At 35.5% G+C, this 26,250-nt stretch carries 30 protein-coding genes, 1 pseudogene and 1 other annotated feature; of the genes and pseudogenes, 18 read left to right on the top strand and 13 right to left on the bottom strand.

What is annotated here, in order from left to right; translation table 11 throughout:
• Window positions 1-37: 37 nt before the first annotated feature.
• Window positions 38-400 carry an ArsR/SmtB family transcription factor gene (locus tag C7K43_RS06120; RefSeq protein ID WP_124006056.1) on the bottom strand — a complete coding sequence of 121 codons (363 nt, stop codon included), beginning with the start codon at window positions 398-400 and terminating at the stop codon, window positions 38-40.
• Window positions 401-536: 136 nt separating this feature from the next.
• Complete coding sequence (locus tag C7K43_RS06115; RefSeq protein ID WP_124006055.1) at window positions 537-1,001, bottom strand: GNAT family N-acetyltransferase; 465 nt, start codon at window positions 999-1,001, stop codon at window positions 537-539.
• A gap of 204 nt (window positions 1,002-1,205) precedes the next feature.
• Here C7K43_RS06115 and C7K43_RS06110 point away from each other — a divergent pair, with 204 nt between their 5' ends.
• The 4 genes from C7K43_RS06110 to gloB all read left to right on the top strand — a co-directional run bounded on the left by C7K43_RS06110 (window position 1,206) and on the right by gloB (window position 4,411).
• On the top strand, window positions 1,206-2,207 hold the full coding sequence (locus C7K43_RS06110) for an NADP-dependent oxidoreductase (protein WP_124007249.1): 1,002 nt from the start codon (window positions 1,206-1,208) through the stop codon (window positions 2,205-2,207).
• Window positions 2,208-2,224: 17 nt separating this feature from the next.
• A complete protein-coding gene (locus tag C7K43_RS06105) occupies window positions 2,225-2,899 on the top strand; it encodes a type 1 glutamine amidotransferase domain-containing protein (RefSeq protein WP_124006054.1) in 675 nt (224 codons plus the stop codon).
• A gap of 154 nt (window positions 2,900-3,053) precedes the next feature.
• Entirely contained in the window at window positions 3,054-3,149 is a 96-nt protein-coding gene (locus C7K43_RS13750) for a type I toxin-antitoxin system Fst family toxin (RefSeq protein ID WP_226996751.1), read from the top strand.
• A gap of 554 nt (window positions 3,150-3,703) precedes the next feature.
• Window positions 3,704-4,411: a hydroxyacylglutathione hydrolase gene (gene gloB / locus C7K43_RS06095; protein WP_124006053.1), complete on the top strand. Its 708-nt coding sequence runs from the start codon at window positions 3,704-3,706 to the stop codon at window positions 4,409-4,411.
• Between the two features lie 94 nt (window positions 4,412-4,505).
• Here gloB and C7K43_RS06090 read toward each other — a convergent pair whose 3' ends face one another.
• Together C7K43_RS06090 and C7K43_RS06085 are read right to left on the bottom strand one after the other, a co-directional pair.
• Window positions 4,506-5,249, bottom strand: coding sequence for a cyclase family protein (locus C7K43_RS06090; RefSeq protein ID WP_124006052.1), 744 nt, complete (start codon window positions 5,247-5,249; stop codon window positions 4,506-4,508).
• 113 nt (window positions 5,250-5,362) lie between these two features.
• On the bottom strand, window positions 5,363-5,605 hold the full coding sequence (locus tag C7K43_RS06085) for a type 1 glutamine amidotransferase family protein (RefSeq protein WP_226996749.1): 243 nt from the start codon (window positions 5,603-5,605) through the stop codon (window positions 5,363-5,365).
• A 490-nt stretch (window positions 5,606-6,095) separates the two neighbouring features.
• Between C7K43_RS06085 and ltrA the strand changes: the two genes are divergently transcribed.
• Window positions 6,096-7,394, top strand: a complete 1,299-nt coding sequence (gene ltrA / locus C7K43_RS06075; RefSeq protein ID WP_124006051.1) for a group II intron reverse transcriptase/maturase — start codon at window positions 6,096-6,098, stop codon at window positions 7,392-7,394.
• Window positions 7,395-7,460: 66 nt separating this feature from the next.
• Here the strand turns inward: ltrA and C7K43_RS06070 are convergent, their stop codons facing one another.
• Window positions 7,461-7,838, bottom strand: a complete 378-nt coding sequence (locus C7K43_RS06070) for a DJ-1/PfpI family protein (protein WP_124006050.1) — start codon at window positions 7,836-7,838, stop codon at window positions 7,461-7,463.
• Between the two features lie 465 nt (window positions 7,839-8,303).
• Between C7K43_RS06070 and C7K43_RS06065 the strand changes: the two genes are divergently transcribed.
• A complete protein-coding gene (locus C7K43_RS06065; protein WP_124006049.1) occupies window positions 8,304-9,377 on the top strand; it encodes a S66 family peptidase in 1,074 nt (357 codons plus the stop codon).
• Between the two features lie 203 nt (window positions 9,378-9,580).
• On the opposite strand, the gene C7K43_RS06060 is transcribed toward C7K43_RS06065, so the two are convergent.
• Window positions 9,581-10,717, bottom strand: coding sequence for an amidohydrolase (locus C7K43_RS06060; RefSeq protein WP_124006048.1), 1,137 nt, complete (start codon window positions 10,715-10,717; stop codon window positions 9,581-9,583).
• A gap of 12 nt (window positions 10,718-10,729) precedes the next feature.
• Window positions 10,730-11,563, bottom strand: a complete 834-nt coding sequence (locus tag C7K43_RS06055) for a MetQ/NlpA family ABC transporter substrate-binding protein (protein ID WP_124006047.1) — start codon at window positions 11,561-11,563, stop codon at window positions 10,730-10,732.
• A 53-nt stretch (window positions 11,564-11,616) separates the two neighbouring features.
• Window positions 11,617-11,867, bottom strand: a binding site (T-box leader).
• A 357-nt stretch (window positions 11,868-12,224) separates the two neighbouring features.
• Here C7K43_RS06055 and C7K43_RS06050 point away from each other — a divergent pair.
• The 3 genes and pseudogenes from C7K43_RS06050 to C7K43_RS06040 form a co-directional block, all read left to right on the top strand.
• Window positions 12,225-12,551: pseudogene (locus C7K43_RS06050) on the top strand (PLP-dependent transferase); the annotation flags it as partial.
• Window positions 12,552-12,840: 289 nt separating this feature from the next.
• Entirely contained in the window at window positions 12,841-13,212 is a 372-nt protein-coding gene (locus C7K43_RS06045; RefSeq protein WP_124006045.1) for a GntR family transcriptional regulator, read from the top strand.
• Window positions 13,213-13,214: 2 nt separating this feature from the next.
• On the top strand, window positions 13,215-14,108 hold the full coding sequence (locus C7K43_RS06040; protein WP_124006044.1) for an ABC transporter ATP-binding protein: 894 nt from the start codon (window positions 13,215-13,217) through the stop codon (window positions 14,106-14,108).
• Here C7K43_RS06040 and C7K43_RS06035 read toward each other — a convergent pair.
• Window positions 14,071-15,429 (bottom strand): IS4 family transposase, encoded by a 1,359-nt coding sequence (locus C7K43_RS06035; RefSeq protein WP_094243264.1) that lies wholly within the window; start codon window positions 15,427-15,429, stop codon window positions 14,071-14,073. The two genes, C7K43_RS06040 and C7K43_RS06035, sit on opposite strands and share 38 nt — an antisense overlap.
• Before the next feature lie 284 nt (window positions 15,430-15,713).
• Between C7K43_RS06035 and C7K43_RS06030 the strand changes: the two genes are divergently transcribed.
• The 5 genes from C7K43_RS06030 (at window position 15,714) to C7K43_RS06010 (ending at window position 19,440) form a co-directional block, all read left to right on the top strand.
• On the top strand, window positions 15,714-16,589 hold the full coding sequence (locus C7K43_RS06030; RefSeq protein ID WP_124006043.1) for an ABC transporter ATP-binding protein: 876 nt from the start codon (window positions 15,714-15,716) through the stop codon (window positions 16,587-16,589).
• Window positions 16,582-17,193, top strand: coding sequence for an ABC-2 transporter permease (locus C7K43_RS06025; protein WP_124006042.1), 612 nt, complete (start codon window positions 16,582-16,584; stop codon window positions 17,191-17,193). The genes C7K43_RS06030 and C7K43_RS06025 overlap by 8 nt, the downstream gene beginning before the upstream one ends.
• 37 nt (window positions 17,194-17,230) lie before the next feature.
• Entirely contained in the window at window positions 17,231-17,890 is a 660-nt protein-coding gene (locus C7K43_RS06020) for a GPP34 family phosphoprotein (protein WP_124006041.1), read from the top strand.
• Between the two features lie 347 nt (window positions 17,891-18,237).
• Window positions 18,238-18,972 (top strand): helix-turn-helix domain-containing protein, encoded by a 735-nt coding sequence (locus C7K43_RS06015; protein ID WP_124006040.1) that lies wholly within the window; start codon window positions 18,238-18,240, stop codon window positions 18,970-18,972.
• A gap of 75 nt (window positions 18,973-19,047) precedes the next feature.
• A complete protein-coding gene (locus tag C7K43_RS06010) occupies window positions 19,048-19,440 on the top strand; it encodes a VOC family protein (RefSeq protein ID WP_124006039.1) in 393 nt (130 codons plus the stop codon).
• A 139-nt stretch (window positions 19,441-19,579) separates the two neighbouring features.
• On the opposite strand, the gene C7K43_RS13395 is transcribed toward C7K43_RS06010, so the two are convergent.
• From C7K43_RS13395 to C7K43_RS05995, 4 genes are read right to left on the bottom strand one after another with little or no spacing between them, the layout of a single operon-like run.
• Window positions 19,580-19,825, bottom strand: a complete 246-nt coding sequence (locus tag C7K43_RS13395; protein ID WP_226996747.1) for an MBL fold metallo-hydrolase — start codon at window positions 19,823-19,825, stop codon at window positions 19,580-19,582.
• Window positions 19,826-20,272, bottom strand: a complete 447-nt coding sequence (locus tag C7K43_RS13390; protein ID WP_226996745.1) for an MBL fold metallo-hydrolase — start codon at window positions 20,270-20,272, stop codon at window positions 19,826-19,828.
• Window positions 20,254-20,652: a cytidine deaminase family protein gene (locus tag C7K43_RS06000; protein WP_124006038.1), complete on the bottom strand. Its 399-nt coding sequence runs from the start codon at window positions 20,650-20,652 to the stop codon at window positions 20,254-20,256. Before C7K43_RS06000 ends, C7K43_RS13390 begins: the two co-directional genes overlap by 19 nt.
• A 4-nt stretch (window positions 20,653-20,656) precedes the next feature.
• The gene (locus tag C7K43_RS05995; RefSeq protein ID WP_124006037.1) at window positions 20,657-21,247 is read right to left on the bottom strand and encodes a TetR/AcrR family transcriptional regulator; all 591 of its coding nucleotides are present in this window, start codon (window positions 21,245-21,247) and stop codon (window positions 20,657-20,659) included.
• 232 nt (window positions 21,248-21,479) lie between these two features.
• Here C7K43_RS05995 and C7K43_RS05990 point away from each other — a divergent pair, with 232 nt between their 5' ends.
• The 4 genes from C7K43_RS05990 (at window position 21,480) to C7K43_RS05975 (ending at window position 25,622) form a co-directional block, all read left to right on the top strand.
• Window positions 21,480-22,178, top strand: a complete 699-nt coding sequence (locus C7K43_RS05990; protein ID WP_124006036.1) for a response regulator transcription factor — start codon at window positions 21,480-21,482, stop codon at window positions 22,176-22,178.
• The gene (locus C7K43_RS05985) at window positions 22,168-23,490 is read left to right on the top strand and encodes a sensor histidine kinase (protein WP_124006035.1); all 1,323 of its coding nucleotides are present in this window, start codon (window positions 22,168-22,170) and stop codon (window positions 23,488-23,490) included. The genes C7K43_RS05990 and C7K43_RS05985 overlap by 11 nt, the downstream gene beginning before the upstream one ends.
• A 93-nt stretch (window positions 23,491-23,583) precedes the next feature.
• Window positions 23,584-24,153, top strand: coding sequence for a PepSY domain-containing protein (locus C7K43_RS05980; RefSeq protein WP_124006034.1), 570 nt, complete (start codon window positions 23,584-23,586; stop codon window positions 24,151-24,153).
• A 158-nt stretch (window positions 24,154-24,311) separates the two neighbouring features.
• The gene (locus tag C7K43_RS05975) at window positions 24,312-25,622 is read left to right on the top strand and encodes an ISL3 family transposase (protein WP_124005169.1); all 1,311 of its coding nucleotides are present in this window, start codon (window positions 24,312-24,314) and stop codon (window positions 25,620-25,622) included.
• A 125-nt stretch (window positions 25,623-25,747) separates the two neighbouring features.
• Here the strand turns inward: C7K43_RS05975 and C7K43_RS05970 are convergent, their stop codons facing one another.
• Complete coding sequence (locus C7K43_RS05970; protein WP_124006033.1) at window positions 25,748-25,969, bottom strand: DUF6199 family natural product biosynthesis protein; 222 nt, start codon at window positions 25,967-25,969, stop codon at window positions 25,748-25,750.
• Window positions 25,970-26,250 lie beyond the last annotated feature (281 nt).

Genomic DNA, 26,250 nt, shown 5'->3' with positions numbered 1-26,250 from the left:
ACAAGTTTTTTTAAAACTGTGTAATTGAAAAGATTATTCATTCATGTAAATTATTTTTAATATCGTTCTCCTTTTCTTCCAACAAAGTGAATAGGTGGTCGTTTAATTTTTTCATATCTTTAACACTATCAATCATGTTAGAAAAATAATAATAATTTTTGGTCCCTTCACTACGAATAGCAACAATATTAGCTTGTTTTAAAATATTTAAGTGATGGGAGACTGCTGGTCTAGAGAGGTGAGTAAGTTCAGTCAAATCTGTTACCCGTAGCCCTTCACAAGATTCTTGTTCTAACAAGGCCATAATAATAATTTGTCGTTTTTCATCTCCTAAAGCTAAAAGAAACTCACTAATATTTGCAAATTCGTTTTTTAACTGTTGAAAATCTTGCTTTTCCATGATGCTCTCCTCTTTGGTTCATTCGTTCAATCAATTAAACCATTGATTAAATGGGTTGTCAAACCATCGAGTAAAAAGGGTTATAAAGCAAAAGCATGCTTGTTGGGATGCGATAGCACTACTAGTTAAAACAATATTAATGGATAGGTAATTCAAAAATAAGTTGCCAACCTTTTCGCCCATGATATTTTCTGCCAGTATCATTAAAATTACTTTTTTTATACAATTGAATAGCTTTAGTGTTTTCTTCATTGACGCCTAAGACAATTGTCCCGATATGAGGAAATTTCTTTTGAACAAAGACAGGTAATTCCTTAAGCGCTTGTAAAGCAAATCCTTTTTTAGTATATCTGCTATCGGTTGAAAAGCTACGTAGAAGGAGACTATCAGCACGATCGCTATAGTCATATTTATCTTTGCCTTCATCTAAAATAAAGAAAGTAACTAAATCATCGTGATAGAAAGCTAAAATACGATGAAACTCTTTGCCTCGTTGTGTTTGTAAAAGCGACTCTTGTGGGCTTCTAGAAAAAGTGTCATCGGCTAAATAGTAGTTATCCAGATACTCTTTATATTTTGCCGTGTATTCAATCAATCTCATCAAATCACCTCTTTTTTTAATACTATACCATATTCACAAAAACTGATGAGAAAGATATTGTGCTTGCTTTAAAACCTTCTTGAAAGTTTATTTTTAATTGAAAACGAAACAGTTGACTAATACTTTCAAAAAGCATAAGATAATGTTCGTAAATTCAATGGTTTAAACCTTTGAACGATTAGGAGGAAGAAAGTGGCACAGACGATGAAAGCAATGGGGATTTCCCATTATAAACAAGAAAAATTAGAAGAACTGACTTTACCTATACCTGAAATTTCGGCCGATGAAGTACTAATAGAAATTGTAGCTGCAAGTATTAACCCAATTGATTTGAAAATCCGTGATGGAAAATTGAAGTTATTATTACACTATGATATGCCTTTAGTACTGGGAAATGATTTTGCTGGTAGAATTGTAAAAGTAGGAGGCAATGTCACAAAATTTAAAGTAGGCGATGAAGTATATGGACGCCCACAAAAGTCTAAAATCGGGACCTTTGCTGAATATCTTGGCGTTGATCAAGCAGATATTGCACTCAAACCTAAGAACCTTACGTTTGAAGAGGCAGCTTCAATCCCCTTAGTTGGTTTAACAAGTTATCAAGCCTTACATGATATCATGCAAGTACAACCAGGAGATAAAGTATTGATTCAAGCGGGCTCTGGTGGAATTGGTACCATTGCGATTCAATTGGCTAAGTTGATGGACGTTTATGTTGCTACTACGGCAAGTAATCGAGGAAAGGATTTAGTTACTCGTCTAGGTGCTGATCAAATCATTAATTATCGTGAAGAAAATTTTGCGGATGTCTTAAGCGATTATGACGATGTTTACGATACTCTAGGTGGACAAAATTTAATCGATGGCTTTAAAGTTCTAAAACCAGGTGGAAAAATAGTCACTCTCAGTGGAACACCGAATGCTCGTTTTGGTAAAGAATACGGTGCAGGTTGGTTTAAAACAATGCTATTTGGTTTAGCTTCATTTAAATTAACTCGTTTAGAAAAGAAATACGACGTTGACTATCATTTTCTATTTATGAAACCAAGTGGCGCGCAATTAGAAATCTTACGTGATTATATCGAAGATGAAAAATTGGAACCCATTGTTGATCGAGTTTTTCCTTTTGAACAAACGCAAGAAGCAGTAGAATATTCTGAATCTGGTCACGCCAAAGGAAAAATTATTATAAAAATAAAAGAATGATGGAAGGAGGAGTCCTGATGAAAAAAATTCTCGTTGTATTAACGAATACGGTAAAATATGGCAAAAAAAATGCAGCGACAGGGTTGTGGCTAGGCGAAGCAACTGAGTTTGTAGATGAAGTCCAAAAGCAAGGTTTTGCGGTAGATTACGTCAGTCCTCAAGGAGGTTTTGTTCCGTTAGATCCGCGAAGTCTAAAATCTGTTGATGATGCTTCTTTTGCTATTTATGAACAACGTCAATTCCAAGACAAAGCCCTAGGTAATTCGCTTAAACCAAGCGAAGTTAACGCTGCTGACTATTGCGGTATTTATTATACAGGTGGACATGGCGTAATGTGGGATTTTCCTAATCATTCAGCATTAGAAAGAATTAGTTTACAAATTTATCAGAATAATGGGTATGTTATGTCGGTTTGCCACGGTATCGCAGGCTTGTTATTTATAAAAGATATAAATGGAGAATATTTTGTAAAAGATAAAAAGATTACGGGCTTTACGACTACTGAAGAACAACTTAGTGGAAAAAGCTCCGTTGTTCCATTTTATAATGAGAAAGTCGCTGAAGAACATGGAGCTGAATTTGTTAAAGCAAGAGCCTTTAAATCATTTTCCATACAGGACGGACGAATCATTACTGGGCAAAATCCATACTCCGCACGAGCTGTAGCTCAGAAATTTTTGGAGAATGTATAGCTAAAAAATGAATAAGCAAAATAAAAATACGCTAAAACTTTTGTTAATAAGAGTTTTAGTATTTTTTATTGTTAAACATTTAAAGCACTTTCTTTTTTGTGATACTAATTAATAAAATATGTCATAATATTTTTGGCAACTGCCCTAGAAAGGGGTGATTCGATTGTGTGAAAAAATAATCTCGTTAATCATTGCCCCGCTTTTTGTGGGTCTAGTCATTGTACTAGTTGATCATTGGCTAGATGGTTAATAAGTGATCGAAGCAGTTGCTATTCTAGCCTTAGCATTTGGAAATTACAACAGTGCTAAGAAAAAAGCCATCCTACTGACATAGGGTGGCTTTTTTGGTGCCTCAATTGTGTGATAATCTCGTTTCACAATTTTATTATAGCACACGAGCTTATAATTATGAACTTATAAACGTAAGTCGTTACATTTTTTTATAAAGCATTATAAAACCTGTGGAAAAATTTAAACTGCAAAATCTCGTTATCACTAATATATTCATGATAATCTAACAAATTTAGCAAGGGGATTGGTTGAAGAAGCATCTTTTTTGACTCCAGTTGGAAATATTCAGCTAACAAAACATTTTTTCTTTTAAAGCCTTCGTGCGAAACAGCTTCCTCTTTTTTTCTCTAAACTACTTCTGTTGTGTTTATTACATCTTGGCTCCATTTAAAAAGCAACTTACTTATTAATTTTTCTTGTTTAATAAATGGTTTCAAGGCTATGAGTTAACATATACTCTTATTTACAGTAAAATAGACATAAGGAAATTATAGATGGAAAGTAGGAGATAAAATGACAGTTACCGCTTTAGAAGCGCTATCAGATAATTATATTTGGCTCTATCAAAAAGAACAGGAACTTGTAGTTATAGATCCTGGTGAAGCAATGCCTGTTTTGGATTATTTAGCGAACCACAAAGATGAACACTTATCAGCTATTTTGCTCACGCACAATCACGCAGATCATACTGGGGGTGTAAAAGAAATTGTAGCTAAGTACCCGGATATTGCAGTATATGGACCAGAAGAATGTCGTGCTTATGCTGAAAATATTGTTCATGACGGTGAAACAATTGGTTTGTTGGGGCAAGATTGGGAAATTATCGCAGTTCCTGGACATACGAATGGTCACATTGCTTATTTAGTTGACGACAAAGTATTCTGCGGCGATGCCTTATTTATGGCCGGTTGTGGCAGGGTCTTTACCGGCGATTATCAGGCTCAGTATGAAACTGTGAATAAATTTAGTCAGTTAGCAGATGATGTAAAAGTATATGCAGCTCATGAATATTCGGAAACTAATTTGCGTTTTGCCAATGAAGTTGATCCATCGAATTCAGCTGTAGAAGAAGCATTAAGAAAAGTTCGCCAACAAAGAGAAAAAAATGAACCAACCTTGCCTTCAACCATTGAAGTTGAAAAAGAGGTTAATCCATTTATGCGAGCAAATGACTTTGATGAATTTGTTCAATTAAGAAACAAACGTGATGGGTTTAATTGATCGTAAAATGAATTCATTTTAAAAATGAAAAATACTATTCCTTAATTGTCAATGAACAAGAGGAATGGTATTTTTTGGCAAATAAATGGATCGTTTACTTTTTCGGTACAATCGCAAAAACTTCAGCTGGGAAACCTGGCGCATTAGAAATATGCGGCATTCCCGTGAAAATGATACTGCCAATAGCAGGGACTTTATCTAAATTAGCTAATAGTTCATTTTGGTATTTATCTTCCTTTAGCCAGTATTGTTGCGCAGGCAAAAAGTTGGCTTCTGCTGCTTCCGGTCCGCTATCAGTGTTTAGTGTTTCATGCCCAATTGCAGTTACATTTCGCTTGCGACTTAGGTATTCTAACGCAGAAATCGACCAGCCGGGCGTGTGTTCAACACCGTTTTCGTCTTTGTTTAAAAATTTCTCTTCATTATCAAAGTTTTTATACCAACCGCTTGAAAAAGCGACAAAACTACCTTCTGGAATTTTTCCGTAAGTTGCTTCAAACGCTTTTAAATCATCAACTGTTACTGCATATCCAGCGTTTTCTGCTACTTTATCTTCCAAATGAAGAACATACAGAGGAAGTGCACGTTCTTTTTGCGGTATATCTAATAGGTCTCTTTTTCCGTTTGCAAAATGGCTGGGTGCGTCGATATGAGTTCCATGAGAATTTCCGATACTGTACTCCACTGAATACGAACCCGTCTCTTTGATCGTTGAAATCGTGGTTTCTGACAGAGGGTTAAAAGTATGATAAACCGGAATATCTTCAGTGACTACGTGTGTTAAATCGATCCATTCGTAATCTTTTAATTTAGCAAGTAGTTCATGTAATTCATACATTTTGCTCACTCCCTGTAGTATTTGTTAGTTCCACTTTATCAATGGAACGAAACTTTTGCATTAAATACGCTTACAATAATAAAAAAGAGAGCTGGAAGTAAATAGGTAAATTTTTAAGCAAATAAGTCATTGTTTGGATTATCATTCCAACTGTACTCAATTTCAAATGAAATTTTTTCTGCTATATTTTTACCACGCTGATCTGCAATAAAACCTAAAGCCATGTCCATTCCAGCTGATACTCCAGAAGAAGTATAGTACTTATCAGCAACAACCCATCTTGCCTTTTCTTGCCAAAGAACTGATTCATTAACGGACTTCACCCATTCAAAGGCTCTTTTATGTGTGCCAGGCATGGCATTTATCTAGCTGGTGAAAGTCCAGTCACGGGTAGTTACCGCCAAGTGTAGCGAGCCACAAGCCGAAATCAGTGATGATGGGGGGAAGGAAGTGGTGACGCAAATCTCTTGAGCCTACGCACAGGAACTTGATGAGGCTAAATGGTGGATAAGGCTGCATAACAAGCTAAAGTCCAAAAGGTAAACGTAAAACCAAGACAGTAAATCAAGAGGTTGTGGAGAGAAAGATAAATGTCTTACCCTGGGAGGTCTTACGAACGTTTGCGAACGGTCGAAAAAGGTTTGTCGTAAGAAGTCAGCTGAGGCCATAGTAGCTATTGCATTTCATGTAGTGAAGGGCCGAATGTTTGTATAGTGTGAATCGCTAGAAGGAAATGTCCAAATAGTCCGAAAACGAGAATACCCTAGAACAATAGAACGTAACTATTGATGGGAAAGGTAGTGGGGGCGGTTTTGGATAAATTTACGCCTAGAGGAGGAACAGCGCATGAGATTAATTGAAAAGATTACGAGTTATCAAAATATGACACAAGCCATCGAACAGGTCAAAAAGAATAAAGGGGCCCCGGGCGTGGATGAAATGACAGTTGATGAACTCGACCATTATTTTTATCAACAGGGGCGAGATCTTGTTCAAGAGATTCGTTCGATGACCTACCGACCAAAGGCGGTCAAAAGGGTTTATATCCCTAAATCCGATGGGAAACAAAGACCCTTAGGGATTCCAACTGTGGTAGACCGTGTGGTGCAACAAGCAACAGCGCAACAATTAAGTCGCATCTTCGATGTCCACTTCAGTGAAACCAGTTATGGTTTTCGTCCGAATCGAAGTGCTCATCAAGCAATTGAAAAAGTACTTGATTACTTGAATGAAGGCTATGAATGGCTCATCGATATGGATATTGAGAAATATTTTGATACCGTTCACCATGATAAATTAATCTCGACCCTCAGAGAACGGGTCAAAGATAGAGAGACCCTTCATTTAATACGTGTTTTCTTAAAAGCAGGTATTATGGAGAATGGCTTCGTTAGTCCGAACGAAACCGGGGTTCCGCAAGGAGGCCCGTTAAGTCCAATTTTAGCGAATATTTATCTGGACAAACTGGATAAAGAATTAGAAGCAAGAGGGCTGCATTTTGTTCGGTACGCGGATGATACGGATATTTTTGTCAAAAGTGAGATGGCAGCCAACCGTGTGATGAAATCTATTACGGATTGGATAGAAAGAAAGTTATTCTTGCAAGTGAATGTCACGAAAACCAAGGTCGTACGACCGACACAAAGTAAATTTTTAGGATTTACCTTTTGGAAGAACCAAAAGGGTTGGCAGTGTAAACCGAGCAAAGTCAGTAAAACAAAGCTCTATGACAAAACCAAAGAAATTCTTAAAAGGAAACATGCCGTGTCGCGACCTTTAACTGTGACATTTACGAAATTGAACCAAATTGTAAGGGGCTGGATCAATTACTACCGTATCGGTAGTATGAAAACCTATCTAGCGAAGTTTGGTCAATGGTTACGACATAAAGTCCGTGTCATTATCATAAAACAATGGAAACTTCCGCAACGAATCTATACGAATTTACAACAATTGAATCGACTATTCAAGTGTCATTTCAAGAAAGAAGACATTTATAAGGTCGCTAATTCTAGATTAGGTTGGTATAGGAAATGTGGAATGCACGTTGTCAATTTTACGCTGAGTCCGAAAGTTTTAGCCATAAAGAAAAAGGATAGACCTGGATTGGTCGATCCCTTAACTTACTATCTAAATAAAGTGTGAAAACAATACAAACGTAGCGCCGTATACGAGAACCGTACGTACGGTGCGACGGGAGGGGCGGAAATTTTATTTCCCCTCTACCCTATTACTTGTTGCTTTTTTATTATTTAAAAGCCCTGTTTTTGCTAATAAAGCAGACCCAGTGCAAATTGTTAGAACATTAGCAGCTACTAGACTAACCCGTTTTAGTTTTCCTATCCACTCTTCGTCATTGACCAACGTTCTAGTTCCTGCACCACCAGGTACGATTAAGATCCCGTCATTCATTAAACGGGTAATTGGTTGAGTCATCATTTCTACATTCTGTCTACTTTTAATCAATCCGCCTTCCATAGAGTAATAGTTTAAGACGTAGTTATTTTGCAAACGCCCAAAAATTTCCACCACACCAAATAGATCCAAAGATTCAAAATCATCAAATACTAAAAAATTTACGTTGATCATAAACTGCCTCCTTATTGACTGAAATGAAATAGATGTTTTTTTACTGGTAGTAAAAACCTTTTGTAAGTTTTCTATTTCAGTTTTCTAGAGCTTTTCAGCTGAACTTCCTCTAGTTTTGCTACTTTCTAGAGCTCTTCAGCTGAATTACCTCTAGTTTTGTTATTTTCTAGAGCTCTTCAGCTGAATTACCTCTAGTTTTGTTATTTTCTAGAGCTCTTCAGCTGAACTACCTCTAGCTTTGCTACTTTCTAGAGTTCCTCAGCTTGACTTCCTCTAGTTTTGCTATTTTCGGCTAATCTTTAAAAAGAATACTTACATATTTGAATTGTCAGTAAGCAAAAAACTCTTCTCATTTTATTGAAAAAATGATGGGTACATGTGACATCATTATACTACATTAATGGTTAAAATGTAGTATAGTAATTACATCAAGGTAGTATTGATAAGGAAAAAGGAGCGAAAACTATGAAGAAACCTAAAGGATTAAAAAAGGGAGATCGAGTAGCTATTGTGAGTCTTTCCAGTGGGATCTTAGGAGAGTCTTTTGCTACTCATCAATTAAAGCTAGGCAAACAAAGAATTAAATCATTTGGCTTGGAACCTGTGACAATGCCTAATGCATTGAAAGGTTTAGATTATTTAAATAAACATCCAGAAGCGCGTGCGCAAGATTTAAAAGATGCTTTTGCAGACGATACGATTTCTGGAATTTTCTGTGCAATTGGGGGAGATGACACTTTCCGTTTGCTTTCCTACCTAATGGAAGATAACGAATTTATCCAAAATGTGCTAAGTAACCCGAAAATCTTTTCTGGATTTTCAGATACAACAGTGAACCATTTAATGTTTTATCGATTAGGTATGGAATCCATTTATGGCTTAAATATTTTAAGTGATCTAGCTGAGTTAGAGAACGAAATGCTACCTTATACAAAGGAAACTTTTCTAAAATATTTTGCAGGAAATGAATTAACGGCTGTTCCTGAGACACAATGGTGGTATGAGGAACGAGAAGATTTTTCAGCTGAAGCTGTCGGAACAAAAAGAACACGACACGTTGAAACTCGTGGGATTGAGGTTTTGCAGGGAGACAAAAATGTTTCTGGTAAATTATTAGGCGGATGCTTAGAAAGTTTATATGAATGTTTAATTGGAGAACGCTACCCTGAACAAAAAGAAATTATTCAACAATATCATATTTTTCTAACCTTAGAAGAATGGAAAGGAAAAATGATGTTTTTAGAAACTAGTGAAGAAAAACCTTCGCCAGAAAAGTTAGAAAAAATGCTCAATGTATTGAAAGAAAAAGGGATTTTTTCAGTTATTAATGGGTTAATCATAGGAAAACCACAAAATGAAGTCTACTATAATGAATATAAAAAAATTTATCGAGAAGTTATAGCCGATGATACAATGCCTATCCTATACAATCTGCCCTTTGGACATGCGTTTCCTAGAACCTTATTACCTTATGGACTGGAAGTAACGGTAAATATAGATAAAAGAACGGTTACTTTTGATGAGCCGTATTTTAGCTAAAGCTACTAAGTGAGGTTAGTGTTTAATAACTAATAGAATGAATAATAGCTGATAAGACTGGATTTTTGTTTTTATCAGCTTTGTTTTATTGTGCGTTTCATTTCCAATACGTCATTGACTAGATCGATGTTTCTTTTAGCGGGAGTGTGATTAGATAAAGTTAATGTATCTTCCAGGCCAATTCTATTCAGTTGTTTATTTTCTTATCCATTAAATAAAAGTTCTTTTACAGCATCTAAGTAATAATTTACTGTGTATACTAATCCAGCATCGTCAACTAAAAATTCAGGGTGGTGGAGAGGAAAATTTTTCCCAGTACCGATAGAAGCAAAAAATGTTGGAACATGATCTTGATAAAAAGCAAAATCTTCTCCACCTAAGTTACTAGACATTGGGACAATGTTACTTTTGTTTTTTGCAAATGTTGAGGATAGTCTTTTAAATAAGTTTAGATCATTATTTAAAGGGCCAGGACCTGTAATCCATTCTAAATCAGCTTTTTGCACAAAACTATCTGCTGTATTATGAACAATTTTTTCTAACAAATATAATACTTTTTCTCTTACTTTATTGTCAAAGGTTCGAACAGTTCCTTCAAAGTGAAATTCATCAGGGATAACGTTCCAAGTGTTTCCGGCTGTCGTGTGGGTGATCGAAACAACTGCTTGTTCACTGGCGGGGATGTGTCTACTTACGATTGCTTGCAAATTTGCAACAATTTGAGATCCAGTTACGATTGGATCATTTCCTTGCTCTGGATGAGCTGCGTGTGTTCCGACGCCGTGAATGATTCCATAGAAGCGGTCGACACTCGCCATTTGTTTGGTTTCACGAAACCCAATAGCTCCTAACGGGAGATCGGGAGCATTATGAAACCCGACCAAAGCTGACCAGCCATTAAAATCAACTGTATCGATGACTAATTGAGCACCTTGGAAAATTTCTTCTGCTGGTTGAAAGATAAGACGAACTTTCCCTGGTAATTCTTTTTCGTGTTGTTTTAATAATTCAGCGGCTCCTAAAAGAGAAGTAGTGTGAAGGTCATGGCCGCAAGCATGCATTACACCTTCGTTTATCGATTTATAAGAAAGTTGTGTTTTTTCAGTAATTGGAAGAGCGTCAATGTCTGCCCGTAATCCGATTATTTTTCCTTCCTTTTCTCCGATCTCCGCAATAAGACCTGTCTCAAGGTTACTTTCTAAAATTCTGATATTACGTTCTTCAAGAAAATTTCTTATAAAGGCGGTTGTTTGATATTCTTGTTTTGAAAGTTCTGGATGTTGATGGATATGTCGACGTATTTGTGTCAATTTGTTAAAAAAAGTAGAGTCATTATACATAAGAAAGTCTCCTTATTGTAAATCTTCAGGTATAAACCAATAATCATCTTCATTTCGTTCTTCTAAATAGTCAGCAAATTCATCTGATTGATAAGCCTCAACGATCGCTTGAGCCCACTCGGAATCTTCATTTTGTTCGTCCACAGTAACTACTAGTTCATATTCGTCTAAGATATCTTCATTTAAAAGACTTAACGAAGCGTCGATATCCGCATTATAGACAATACTTCCAGGAATAACACCATAGTCTATATCTTCTAAGCTTCTTGGAATTTGGTTGGAGTCCATTTCCACGATATCTAAGTTGTAAGGATTTTCTGCAATATTACTAGATGTGGCTACAATTGGGTCCACGCCTTCTTCAAGGGTAATCCATTCTGCATCTTCTAGTACTAACAAAGCCCGTGCAGTATTTGAAGCGTCATCTGGAATGGCGACAGTGTCATTTTCTTCTATTTCGTCTAGTGCGTCTTTTCTACCACCATAAATCCCTGTTGGTACGGTAGGAATTGAGATTAAGCCTGTTAAATTTGCGTCATTATTTTTATTAAAGTCCTCTAAATAGGCTTCATGCTGATCGACATTTACATCAATGTCCCCTTCATTTAAAGCGATGTCTGCTTGTAATAATTCATCGAAATCTGTTGCTGTCACGGAATACCCTTGTTCTTCTAAAATAGGGGCAATCCCGTCAGTGAATAATTCACTATAAGGACCAGGGGAGGTACCCACATGGATTTCGTTTGTTTCTTCTGTGCTTTCGCCACCATTACTACACCCAGCAGCTAGCAGTAAAGTAGTACTTAATACTCCAACAATACTTCCAATAACCTTCTTTTTACGCATTTTTTTCCTCCTCTTTTTTTATAAAAAAAAGCATCCTTAAAAGACCTGGGTCTTTTAAGGATGCATATGTATACATGTTACCACCTTTTTTTATGCCAATCTCACGGTTGACACCTTACTAAGTACAATACGGTTTTCATAAACTATACTTATATTTTGATAACGGAAACTTCCGTATGCAGTTATTTTAAAACTCACTGCATGCACTCCAAAGCCATTTTCAATCCATGTTTTTCATCTCTTTCAGCAAACGAGACTCTCTGTGGAAAATTTATGAATTTACTTTCTTCTTCAACGTGTTTAATTATGAGATTAAAAGGAGCATAACAAACAAAGAAATAAACGTCAACGATTAATCATAATTTTCTAATAATTTTTTATCTAAGGACTTATATCGTTAGCGCTGGATAGACGGAAAAGCAGCCGATATACTGCCGGGTATCATGGGTACCGTTGAGGTATCAACTGTGAAGTTGATACGAATAAGGGTAGTAACACGAAAAGTCTTCGTCCCTTTGTTTATTATAAATAATAAGCAAAGGGATGGAGATTTTTTTGTTTCTAAAAATGGATGAAGGGAGGTATTAGATCATTTATTAAAATGAAGCTTAAAGGCGCTTAATGAAAAATTCACGCAGTAGAAAAAATAAATCTTCATGAAGGAAATTTCTTTGCAATTGTTTCATATTACAAAAAAGTCCTTTATCCTGAAAGAGGTGGAATGATCACCTTTTATGTATCTCAAGAAGAGAAAATCAGCCAATTTTTGGCTAAACTTCAATTAATTACCTTTGCCGAAAGTTTAGGGCGTATAGAGACGATGATTACTTACCCAACAACCCAAACACATGCTGATATACCACAGAAGCTACGCGAATCTTATGGTTTGACGCCGGACTTATTAAGATTGTCTGTTGGGTTTGAAGGTCCGCAAGATCTTATACTAGATTTAAAAACTGCTTTACAAGTTTTTGAAGAAATTTTTTAAACGTAAGAGACGTAAATATAAGATAGAAGTGGAATTTGGTTTTAATCTTAACGAAGAAAATTATGGTTTTTTAGGGTAATACTAGCTATTGTAGAGTGATATATAGCAATTAACGAAGAGAAATATAATGGAAGATTCAGAAGGCGTTATTGATTGTCGGTAGATTATATAAAAGGATACTTAAAAGGCTTTTTGTTTTGACCATAGACTATATACTTTAAAGTATATATAATGAACATATTATATATATGTAATATGACACTTAAAATTATTTAAAAGAGGTACTGAAATGGAAATTATTATTTCTAATTCGTCTAAAGAACCGATTTATTTGCAGATAAAAAAACAAATTCAAGCAGCCATTTTATCTGGAGAATTAACAGAGGGAGAAGGACTACCGTCAATTCGTCAACTAGCAAAAGACCTTGAAATAAGTGTAATTACTACCAAAAGAGCTTACGAGGAGCTAGAAAGATCTGGTTTTACTTATTCGATTGTGGGTAAAGGTTCGTTTGTTGCGGAACAAAACTTAGAACTGATTCGTGAAAAAAAGTTAAAGGTGATTGAAGAGCAACTGAATGCGGTAATTGCAAACAGTAAAGAGATCGGGCTTTCGTTTACTGAATTAAAAGAGCTACTAACTATGTTATATGAGGTGTAAAAATGACAAATAACGTAATTGAATTTAATCATGTAACAAAAGAGTACAAAGGCTTTTCATTGTCTGATGTTAACTTGTCAATTAAACAAGGCTATGTTACTGGATTGATCGGAACAAACGGTTCTGGAAAATCAACGCTCATAAAATTAATTATGAACCTTTTGACGCCAGATAAAGGAAGCATTGAAGCTTTTGGTTTAGATAATAATCAGTCAGCAACGCAATCCAAAGAGATTAAAGAACAAATTGGTTTTGTATATGATAAAAATATTTATTATGAGAACTTGAATATCAAAGAGTTAAATAAAATTCTTAAACATTCATATAAAAAATGGGATAATGAGTTATTCTATCAATATGTGGAAAAATTCGGGTTACCTCTAAATAAAACGCTGAAAAGTTTTTCTAAAGGTATGCAAATGAAAATGTCTTTAGCTGTTGCTTTATCTCATCATGCACAATTAATTATTATGGATGAGCCTTTTGCAGGGTTAGACGCTGCTTTTCGACGGGAACTTGTAAATTTATTACGAGAAGTAATGTTGGATGCTCAGTGTAGCATTTTCTTTACGACCCATTTAGTTGAAGAGCTAGAGAATTTTGCAGATTATATTGCACTAATTGATCAAGGAGAAGTTCTTTTTAACCAAACATTAGAGGAGTTAAAAGGAAATTTTGCTATTGTAAAGGGTAGCCAAATGCTTCTAGATAGGGACATTCGAAGCTATTTTATAACAATTAATTATACAAACAATGGTTTTGTTGCTATGACAGACCAAATAGAAGAAGTCACTCAAACTTTTGGAAGCTATGTAACGATTGAAGTTCCGACATTAGCAGATATTTTATATTATTTACTCAAGTTTCGCACACCAAATCTGGGAGATAAGCCTTGATATAACGGGGCAGAGTATCCACCCAGTGTTGGAGTTGACTTGTAATAAAATCTTGTAATTGGCTTCCTGATTCTTCGCTTACCGCTTGAATAATATGTACTAATTCGATAAGAGCAGCGGACCAATCGAGTTCTTTTATTTGATCGCCCAGTTCATAAAATAAGCCACCTAAGGTCCGCTCATCATTGGCACAGCGCTGCTGCCAGCTTAATAAAATATACCGTGTGAACACAATGGTGGTGTGACAAATTAAGGCTTGATAATGTCGCGTTTGTGTTTCTTTAGTCAGATGAAGCAATGATTTCGATGCCTTAAAAAATGTCTCGATGTCCCATCTCGCCGAGTATGTTTTGACCATTTCTTGGGAAGATAAATCCAGATCATCGGTCATAATCGCCAACCAAGCACTTTTCTTATTGTGATTTTTGACAAAAACGATTTTCACGGGATTTTTGCCGGAGCTTGGTTTCACCACAATCGAGGAAATAATCGCTTCTTGTGTATATTCTTTCGTAGATTTGGCATAAAGTTCTTCCAGCTTGTATAAACGTTGATGAAAAAGGTATTTGGTTTTTCCATTTTTCACCATCCCAATGGTGTGAATCCCCATATCGTGTAATTGGTCTATCATTTTAGGGGAAGTAAACCATTTATCCATCAACACATGGGTGGCGTAAATCCCTTGGTTCAAGGCGCGTTGAACCATCTCAAGTGCCACTTCGGGCATTTTACGACTTGATTCGTTGAATCGTTTGGCTCCTACGGTTCGTTGATCTTTTTCTGCTATTGTTTGGTTCACTTTTTTCTTACCGGATAGTAACCCGAAATCAATCGGAATGAAAGAATAGCCATCGGAGAACCCTAAAGTAAGCATACGATACCCTTTGTATCCTTGTTTGAGCGCATGATCCCAAAGACGAGCTAAGCCTGGTACCTCTTGGCTTCGATTACGATAAAACGTCGAATCATCCAAGATCAACGTCCGAATATGGGTTTTCGTATCCGTTAAAGAATGGAGCTTTTCGATGACAGACGCACTAAACCGAAGTAAAAACAGACGCCAGTTGTTATGGGGATTGTTCATCCATCGATACACGGTATCTTTTTTCATGTATTGGTCGCTTTCCCGCCCACTGAGAACTTGGTTTAAGGATTTTCCTTTAAAGACGAGGCTAAAGAGAAAAGTGAATAGAATAGCCACCGAATACCCTTTTTGCTTTTCCATATGGGCTTGTTTTAAAAATTGCGTGACTTTTAATTCAGAAAAAAGGGCTTTTATTTCATTCGGTAATTGATTTTTAATAGCTTTTAAGTGTACCATAAAGGCAAGAACTCCTTTGTTTTTGGTTTGTGGTTAAATCAATTATAAAACAAAAGGAGTTCTTTTTGTATAAAAAGGTAGGCAGTCAATATCAGGACTTTTTTCGACCTAAGAGTTGATAAGACCGTTGTTTAATATCATTTTACATGTGCGAAACTTGAGTTATTTAAAAAAAGAAACTTTCTGACAGGAAGTTTCTTTTTTGTGCTGAAAGAGTTGACTCCCACTTCAATATGTATATAATGTAAATATAGTATATATACAATTTTAAACGGAGTGATTTTTTGGAGAATATAGTTGAATTTAAGAATGTCTCAAAATACTTTAAAGGTTTTTCTTTAAAAAATAATGATTTAGCAATAAAAAAAGGAGCCATTACAGGATTTATTGGGGCTAACGGTGCAGGAAAATCAACAACAATTAAGCTGATGATGCATCTTTTAAAGGCAGATGAAGGTGCGATCGAGCTTTTTGGTTTGAATTATGAGCGAAATGAAAAAGAGATTAAAGAGCGTATTGGCTTTGTATATGATGAAAATGTCTTTTACGAAAATTTAGATCTTGAAACATTGCATACAATTATTGCGCCTGCCTATGTTTCTTGGGATGAGAGACAGTTTGAGTATTATATTGAGCAATTTGATTTGCCAATGGATAAAACTCTCAAAACTTTCTCAAAAGGAATGCAAATGAAGGTATCTTTGGCAATTGCACTTTCCCATGATGCTGAATTTATTATAATGGATGAGCCTACAGCTGGGCTAGACCCGACTTTTCGTAGAGAAATGTTAAACATTTTACGTAACCTTATGGTGGAAGAACAAAGAACGATCTTTTTTTCTACACACATTACCAGTGACCTTGATAAGATAGCGGATCATATTGCCTTTATACATGACGGAAAAATTTTATTTAATCAATCAATGAATAGCTTATTAAATCAGTACTTGTTGGTTAAAGGTAAACAAGAAGTATTGATAGAAAACCCTGATTTGCGTCAATTATTTATCCATTTTGAACAAACTACCACCGAATTTCAGGGATTAACTGACCAAATAGATGAAGTTAATGCCCGATTTGCTAGAAAAGTGGAACTTGAAAGTGCAACGTTAGAAGATATTATGTATTTTATGATTGGGGTGAAACGAGAAGATGCTTAATTTAATAAGAAAAGACTTAATTATTCAAAAAAAGCAGTTGCTAATGCTGCTACCCCTTATTGCTATTTTTGCTATATTCGGCGAATCATTTAGTCCAATTTTTATTTTTTCTATTATAAGCGTTTTTATCCCTATGAACGCTTATATTTATGATGAGCAAGCAGGAGCCGATTTTCTTTTAAATTCATTGCCATATACCCGTAAGGAGATAGTCGCAGCACGCTATCTAGGTTCAATTTTTTATATACCAGTGACAATCGCAATTACAGCAGGCGCTCTTTACTTATTGCAATTTCATTTTACTTTTAAAGAGGCTTTGATCGCTGCTATGTTGTCGCTGTTAACCGTATCGATTTTTTTCCCACTACTTTATTTAATTAAACCTGGATATATTGGTGTCGCAGTGATTATTGGGTTTGTTGCAGGTGTGATACTAATTCCGCGATTGGCAGGCTTTTTTTCGGAATATTTAATGGAGTTAAATGAATTGTTGGCAAGTTTAACCCAAGTCACGTTATACACTGGAAGCGCCGTATTACTTCTTTTAGTTTATTTGTTTTCTTGGGGCGCAAGTACTATTGTTTATCAACGCAAAAAGTTTTGAATGACAGACCATAAAAATTGAGAGTGAGTGAAATTCATTGTTACTAACAGAAAAGTTGCAACTTTTATCAATAAATCCGCAAACAAATAAGCCTTATGTACGTACAATAAGCTACTTTCCCGCTGTTTTAAGCGGCGCCTTATTAGGAGATCTACTTGTTAATCAGTATGTTCAATTGAATGGGAAAAAAGTCGTTGTCATTAACCAACAAACCGATAAGTCGTTACTAAAAGATATTTTGGTTGCAATGTCAGAACAGGAAAAAACAATCAAGTTTTGGATGCAAAACTTGCAAAAAAGATCGAAAGATATTGAAGCAACAATTAAACATACATTTGTACAATCAGGTATTTTAACGACAAAAACTTCTTTATTTAATAAAGAAAAGTACGAGTTGAACGAAAAAAAGAGAACGGATTATGTATTAAAAATTAAAGCTGAAATAAAATTCTCGCTATCAAAATTAGAACGTGAGGAGCAATTACAACCAGAAGAACAAGAGCAGCTATTGCTACTGGGCTTGATTGATTCAGCAAAGTTACTTCCCATATTATTCCCAAACAACAATGAAATAAAGGAAGCAAAAAAACAAATAAAAAAACTCAAATCCTCCTCGTTAATAAATAAAGAAATCCAGTCTGCGATAAATACAATAGACACGTTGAATTCATCAGCTGGCGCTTTCATGATGAGATAAGGGTCTAAAGTTAAAGAAGGAACTACTTGTTTTGCGTAGCTCCTTCTTTTTTCATTTGTTTAATTTCCATATAGAATTGTATATGATTCATCTACAAAATAAAATCTTCGCATATCGGCTAAAAATAATTGGTGGCTATAGCTATCAACTTAAGGTTCAAATCACTTAGAAATAAAATAGAGTCTTTTTATTAAAACACTAAGAATTCAGAGTATTTAATATAACGAAATAAAGGCAGAATTTTTTTCAAAGCAGTTATATTTTTACTATACTAATTTGTTGGTATAATAAGGGGTATTTAGAACTGTCATACAGCTTAAGTGCAAATTTGAAAAGGTGGGATAAAAATGTACAATCCAAAAGGCAATGGTGAACTGAAAAAAGCAAAACAGGTACAATTTATCGAAATGAAACCACCAAAGTTTTTGATGGGGATCGTTCATCGTTTTTCTGAAATAAAGACGAATGTTCCTTTGGATGAAGAATATCTTCATCATGCTTTACCTGATGCATGTACTTATCTTATTTTTGATCAATTAGACGTAAAAATAGCTGGAGTTACGAATCTTTATACTATTTCTGAAGAACTAAATTTGGGAAAAGAATTTCATTATGTTTGGGTGCGTTTTTTGCCTGGAGTGTGGAAAGGGCAAGTGAAATATGGATTAGTGAATTTACCTTATACAGGTATTTTGCCACTTAAAGAGACGAACTATCAACTTGCTTGTCTAGACTTTACTGCAAAGCAGGCTGTACTTATTAGGCTGATAGAACAATTAATTAAAGAAAAAATAGTGGTGGCTAATCCGATAGCTGAAAAATTAGCTTCTCATATTGATATCATACATACAGTAGAAGATATGGCTGATATTGTTGGAGTATCTTCGCGCCAACTTCAGAGAATACTAAAAAATTCTGTAGGATTTAAACCACACGATTTCCTCAAGATTTTGCACTTACAACAATCTATTGGTGATGATGGTTATTCATTATATTATACCGATCAATCACATTTTATACGCTCCTTTCGCAAAGCGACAGGTTATTCGCCTATGAGATATACAAAAAAGTTTGATGTCTGATTTGTACAATACACAACAGCTCCGACATAATATATTGGATATGTATTACTAATATAAATAAAGGAGTGGAATAACATGACAGACCAAACAAGTCGAGTATCTTTTTTTGAATTACCTACTGATGACATGGAACGAGCTAGTAAATTTTATGCTGAAGTTTTCAAATGGGAAACGCCAGAACAAGGTGGTAGTAATAGATGGGCTTATACAGCTCCAACTGATAAGCAGGGCAATCTGTTAGAGACAGGAGCTATCAATGGTGATTTTAGACCACGGGATAAAGGTCTTGATCGCCCGTTAATTATGATTCTAGTTGATGATGTTGATCATCAATTGAAAAAAGTAGAAAGAGCAGGAGGTAAAGTGATCTATCCTGCGCAAGACGAGAGGCAATTTGGTGGGCCGGTATGGGCCGTGTTTAGTGATACTGAAGGAAATCATATGGGAATGTATTCATTTGGTCCGTAGTAAAACTATTAATTATTAGAAGAGTGGAAGCAGACGGCATTTTTTTATTGCTGTCTGTTTCCACTCTTTTTATGTGCTTACCTTAATGAACTTGCTATAGAAGCTTACTTTTACGAACCACCTCTATAATTAAATACTTTTAATAAACAATTGTCTTCAGATAATCTAATAATTCGGGCTTTTGTAGCGGTTGGGCATGACCTAACATACAATATTTACAGTCAACTTCTTCGATGACAGTTATTAGTGTTTTCAATTTTTCTTGATCCATATAGCCATCATTTTCAAAATCTTCACTCGTTGCATCGCCTAAAAATAATACTTTTTCTTCTGGAATATAAATTAGAGTACTATCAGGTGAATGGGGGGATTCTGTATGAAACACTTAGGCAGTTAAATTGCCAAGTAAAACACTCAATTGATTTTCAAATTGAATATCAGAAGAAACAACTTCGATCGATTTATCATCAGAAAACTCTTTTGCAAGAAATTGGTTTTCTGATTTTAGTGATTTTAAGTATGCATTATCTTGCATTTTTTCTTTTTCTGTTTGTAATATTTGATTGGTTTTATTATGAGCAATAGATAAGCCGTTAATTTTGTGCATACCAAAAGTATGATCCCAATGCCAATGAGTTATAGCAGTTAGATCTGGTAACTTGTGCTTTTTAGCCTGTAGAGCTTGATAAAATTCAGCTACATGATCACTAGAATTGCCAGCGTCGATAGCAAGTGATAATTTATCCCCCTTTATATAAGCTAACATAGGACGGTCTGTTTCAGGTTGGTGCGGATAGTAAAAGATATGTTTGGTTAATTGTCGTAATTCCATTTATCATCCCATCTTTCAGGTAGTAATTTGTTTAGAGTCGTTTCTCTTAACTCTGGTAATAGTATTTTTGTCTCATAGTTATTATTATCTAATTGGCTAATAAATTCTCTGCATCTTCCACATGGCGGAAGAATACTTCCATCTTCATAGACAGCTATAAGTTTGGTAATTTGTGTTTTTCCGTTTTTTAGCATTTCTGCAATAGCAGATTGTTCTGCACACAAACCAATGGAACAAGGCATATCAATACATATACCAGTATAAATACTGCCGTCTACGCTTTCTAAAGCACAGGCAACATGTCCTGCTGTACCTAGTTGCCTAAGTTGGAGAGGGTTCATTTGTTTTGAAGCAATTTTATAAAGTTTTTGATTGTTCATGGTTTTATCCTTTCGTCATTCCATATAATAAAAGTTCAGTTGTTTGGCGTGTAAATTCTTCTTTTTTCATTTTTCCTGAGTCCACTAGTAAACTATTTAATAATGGATCTAAAAGCAAAAGGATTTGATGACTTAAAAAAGATAGCGATAAATCTTCTCTCAGGATACCTTCATTGCTTCCTACAACAAGTATTTTTTCAAATGCATGTATAATTTCTTCTTGCACAGTCGTCATTTCCGTTTGATTTTTTTCTTGAAATAGTACGGCCATATCGGAATAAGTAAGCTTTAAAAATTGATGGTAATCACTTTCTAAAACAATTTGAACAGCTTGTTGGAGTTGCTGTTTAAAAAACAAGTCAGAATGTGGAATTTTCTGTAAAGCGTCTTTTAAATGTTGGAGTTTTGGGTAAATAACGGCGAAAAGAAGATCTTCTTTTGAAACATAGTGGTTATAAATCGTTCCTTTTGCTATCTCTAACTCTTCAGATATATCACTGATTTTAAAACGATAATAGCCTTTTTCTTTTAAGAGTTTTTCTGCGGTAGTGAGAATTTTTTGGTTTCGTAGCTGAAACTTTTTTTCTTTTGACATAATGATTTCCTCTAAATGACTATTTAGTCAAAAATGACTATAAAGTCATTTTATATAATTTTTTTATTCATGTCAATCTGCTTAAATGAAAAAATCTTCATCGAATTTTTGATTTATTTTTAAGCTAATGGGTTAAAATTATTCGACAATGGATAAACTGAGGCGAAATTTAATTCTTTTGCTACAATAAAAGTGAGTGTATCCTTTATAATAAGAAATTAGAGGTGGGAAAATGGAACCGTTAAACTTGTTATTAGTAGAAGATGAAGAAAGTTTGGCTAGCTTTATTCAAAGTGAATTGCAATTTGAAGGGTATAAAACAACTTGGGAAGCAAATGGACAAACAGCGTTAGAAATTTTTTTAAAGCAAAAAGAACAATTTGACTTGATCTTATTAGATTGGATGTTACCTGGAATAGACGGAATTACAGTTGCTCGAAAAATTCGCAAAGTCAGTAAGATTCCGATCATTATGATGACCGCTCGTACTCAAACAACAGATATTGTAGTAGGTTTAGATACTGGATTAGATGATTACATCACAAAACCCTTTGAAATCGAAGAACTATTTGCGCGTATCCGTGTGGTTGAACGACGTTTACAAGAACAAAATGAAGAAGGTAGTTCATTGCAATATCATGGAATCGCCATGGACATAGCAAAACATCAAGTACGGATTAAAGATGAGTTGATCGAACTGACACCAAAGGAGTTTGGAATCTTGTATCAGCTAATGAAAGAACCCGAAGTTGTAAAAAAACGTGATGAGTTATTGAATGAAGTTTGGGGCTATGATTACTTTGGACAAACAAACGTTGTCGATGTGTACATCAGGACATTGCGGAATAAATTAAAAGATGTTGGGGCGGATTCTTTCATTCAGACAATCCGCGGTGTTGGTTATGTTTTGAGGGTTCCTTATGAAAACTAAACAAACAGCAAAACGACAATTAACTGTACGCTTTATGGGGTTATTTGCTCTGATATTACTCTTAATCAATTTGATTTTTGTCGGCATATCGATTGCGTTTGTCTATAATTACATTTCTGATCGAAGCGAACATATTTTTGAAACAATCGAAAAAAGTGACCCGTCAGGACAAGATTGGTCTAGTCTAGTTGACAGTTATGTAATACAAGATGAAGAAGAAGCACTGAAAGTCAGTTTACCCAATGGCGAAGTTCATTATTCAGAAGATGCGGCGGAAACATTTGAAGATGTTGCGAAAGGACGAAGCTTACCCTTCTTAGAACATTTGGTATTTGTGGATGACGAGCGTTACTACTACGAGGAAAAGGAGTTAGGAAATACTAAGGTAGCTTTGGTAATTGATAGTGAAGCAATCACAGATATTGTAGTGAACCTATTAATCGTGAACCTTTTGCTGAATGTAGTTGGTTTAGTGGTTGGGGCTTTGTTGATTTATTGGATGGTAGGCCGTTGGAGTCTAAGGTTAAGCAAAATGTCTACAGAATTGAACCAACTAGATGAAACACAAGATTTCTTGACTGTGCCAGATGATCCTAAAGAAATGTATCAGGTTGCCACTGCATTTAATACATTGTTAGAAAAACAACGGCAGGCGATTCAGCGGGAAAAACAATTTGTCAGCGATGCTTCACACGAATTACGAACGCCCATCACAGCTATTCGTGGGCATGTCAATTTGATTCAGCGAAGAAGTGAGGCTCATCCGGAAGTGATCCCACAATCTCTTAGTTTTATCGATAAGGAATCAAAGCGCATAGACCAGCTAAGTGAACAATTGCTGAACCTTAGTCGCGCAGAGAACAAAACTCAATTGGAAGATATTGATTTTTCAACACTTGTTAGCCGGGAAGTAGAACAGTTACAAGCGACCACTGAACGAGAGATCGTTTCACAAATAGAACCAGGAATTTACTTTAAAGCAGCAAAGTCCGAACTACAGCAGATCATTCAAAATTTAGTAGGAAATGCTTTGAAATACGCACCTACTGGCGAAATCCAGATTTCGCTGCAAAAAGAAGATACTATTCGTTTACAAGTGGCCGATCATGGAATCGGTATTGCTGATGAGGAAAAAGAAAAAATTTTTGAACGACTTTACCGCGTTGATCAATCGCGAGCTAGTGAAGTTAAGGGTTCAGGTATTGGACTATCGATTGTAAAAGCACTCGTTGAAAAATATGAAGGGGAAATCCAGGTAGACGACAATCAGCCTCAAGGAACAGTATTTACGATCCTATTTCCTAAAAAATGAAGAAATTTTCATCTAATTTATTTTGTATTTTGATTTTCCTAAATGTAATCCTTGTTAGTATGAAGATAGCAAAAGGAAAGGAAGGAATGCAAAGTGAAAAATTATCGAAAAAAAATCATTGGTGGCATTGCAGTAGCAGCCGTTTTTGTCACAGGGGGAAGCTATGCTTGGGCTTCAACGAGTAACCAAGAAATCAATAATTCCGATCCTAGTGAAATCAAGTTGACAGAAAAACAGGCACTGGATAAATTTTCGGATAAATATGACAAAAAAGTTGAAAGCATGGAGTTAGAGCCTACACGTGAAGGATATGTATATGAAGTAGAAAGCTATGATAATGATAAGCAGGTTGAATATAATACAAAAATCGATGCAGCTTCAGGTGATTTCATTTCTACAAAAAGCGATAAAGATGATGAGGACGATGACGAAGAAGAAACTCGTTACGAATTAGACCAAAAAGATGTGATCAGTCGAAAAGAGGCAAGTAAGATTGCAGAAAAAGAAGCAGACAGCGGTAAAGCGCGTGAATGGAAATTAGAACGTGTTTCTGATTCCACACAGACTTGGGAAGTCAACGTTCTTGAAAAGGGAATGGAAACTGAAGTAGCTATTAATGCAGAATCCGGAGAAGTGTTAGAAGTAGAACAAGATGATGATTAAAGTAAAAAGGCTCTATAATTTCTAGTGTTGGTAGACAAGAATGATTTTCTTGTAGCCCATACTAGTTTTTTTATATTTTCTGAGCAAAATAGAAAACAGACACCTTGAAAACCCGTAGAATAAAGGTACCAAACAAATATCCAAAGGAGTGTTTCAAGATGTCCATCTCTCATTATACTAAAGAAATCCTAGATATCCTAGACTTAAATCTGACTTTTGAAGAAGATTGTTTCCAAAAAGAAGCCATTAACGGCGTCATTTGTTTTGTCTTTTATGGTCAGCTTTCTTATCGTCCACAAGCCTGTTTTCACTGTGGCGAAGAAGATACGGCTTGTTTAATGAAATGGGGATTCAAGGAAGTGACGATTCAGCTTAACGATGTGAGTGAATACAAAACCTTACTTAAAATGAAGAAACAACGTTTTCGTTGTAAAACTTGCGGGAAAACTTCTATCGCCGAAACCAGTGTCGCGGACCGTCATTGTTCGATCGCTCGACGCGTCAAACTCGCCATTGCAGAAAAATTAGCTCAACCCTTGTCGATGTCAATGGTCGCCCGGTTGAAGCATGTTTCGCCGACGACAGTTTTACGTGTGCTGCATAGTTTTCAACCTAAACAGCTAACCCCCAATACTTCCTTACCGGAAGTACTTTGTTTTGATGAATTTCAATCGGTCAAACGAGTTTCTGGTGCCATGAGTTTTATTATGATGAATGGGAAAACGCGGCAACTCTTAGAGATTGTCGCTAATCGACAACTGCCTCATTTAGAAGCCTTTTTCGCTCGTTATCCTAGAGAGGAAAGAGCCAAGGTGCACTATGTCGTTTCGGATTTTTACAGTCCGTATGCTTCCTTAGTTAAAGCCCTTTTTCCTAATGCGCAGTTAGTCATTGATCGTTTCCATATGAGCCAACATATTGGGCGAGCTTTCCAACAACAACGGAAACAAGTGATGAACACCTTTAACCGTCGGCAAAAAGAATATAAGCACCTCAAAAAATATTGGAAACTTCTACAGAAAAAAGCTTGGGCACTGGATTACAAAAAACGATATTGGCGGCCTAGTTTTCGGGATCATTTAACCGAGCAAGAGATTGTCGACCGCTTATTAAGTTATCATTCCACGCTTAGACAAGGCTATAAAATCTATCAATCGTTCCTTTCTGCATTTCATAAGCAAGATATCGAACGTTTGGATCAATTATTAAAAACCGATTTGTCTCAGCTTCCTGACCCGTTTCAGCCCGTAGTCAAGACCTTTCGCAAGTATCGACAAGAGATCCGGCTGGCTTTAACGGTGCCTTACTCTAATGGTCCTTTAGAAGGTTTAAATAATCATATTAAAGTCCTAAAACGAGTCGCTTATGGTTTCCATAGCTTTGAGAACTTTCGGCAACGGATCTTTTTATACCGAGGAAAGTATTTCCAACCCGGACCCTTACCTATACAAACTAAAAAAAGCAGCTAGACCATAGCGCCTAACTGCTTCCTTTATTTATCGAGTTTTCTTTACCAACACCAGTTGACAAAGAGCCAGTAAAAAAAGCTCATTGCTAATTACGTTGGCAATGAGCTTTTGGCTATATTTATTCACTACATTAGCTGAATAATTTTGTATATTATTATACTAGCAATAATAATCATGAAAACGCCGCTTACACGATTCATAATTAAAGCAGAATTGGAGGGTTCAGCATCTTTTATCCGCCAACCTAATTCTAGCCACCAGCCTGTTTTAGGCGAAAATATATTAATAAAACCAAAGATAAGTACAATAACAGCTATTGTGATAATAAAAAGGTATGTTAAATTCATAAACTTCACCACCTCTCTTGAGTTGGAATTGTTAGCGCGTTCAAATATCGTTGCCATGTTATGTTATATAGAGTGGATTACTTGTTGTGCGGTAAGTTGTGCTGCACTTGTTTACTGATGAAGTTTACTAACCTACTAGTTTTCTTAATGCCAATAAGCTATTTAACGGTGATAGTAATATATATTTTTAGAGTGATGCTATTGATTAGGGCTTATTTTTATCATAAACAAAACTTAAATATTTGTCTATTAATAAGACTACAGCCTACATTGGTTAGCAA

Origin of the sequence: Tetragenococcus koreensis (assembly GCF_003795145.1) — a bacterium.
In the GTDB taxonomy this organism is placed as follows: Bacteria; Bacillota; Bacilli; order Lactobacillales; family Enterococcaceae; genus Tetragenococcus; species Tetragenococcus koreensis.
Note: the sequence above shows the minus strand (reverse complement) of the source record. Positions and strands in the feature narration are given on the sequence as shown.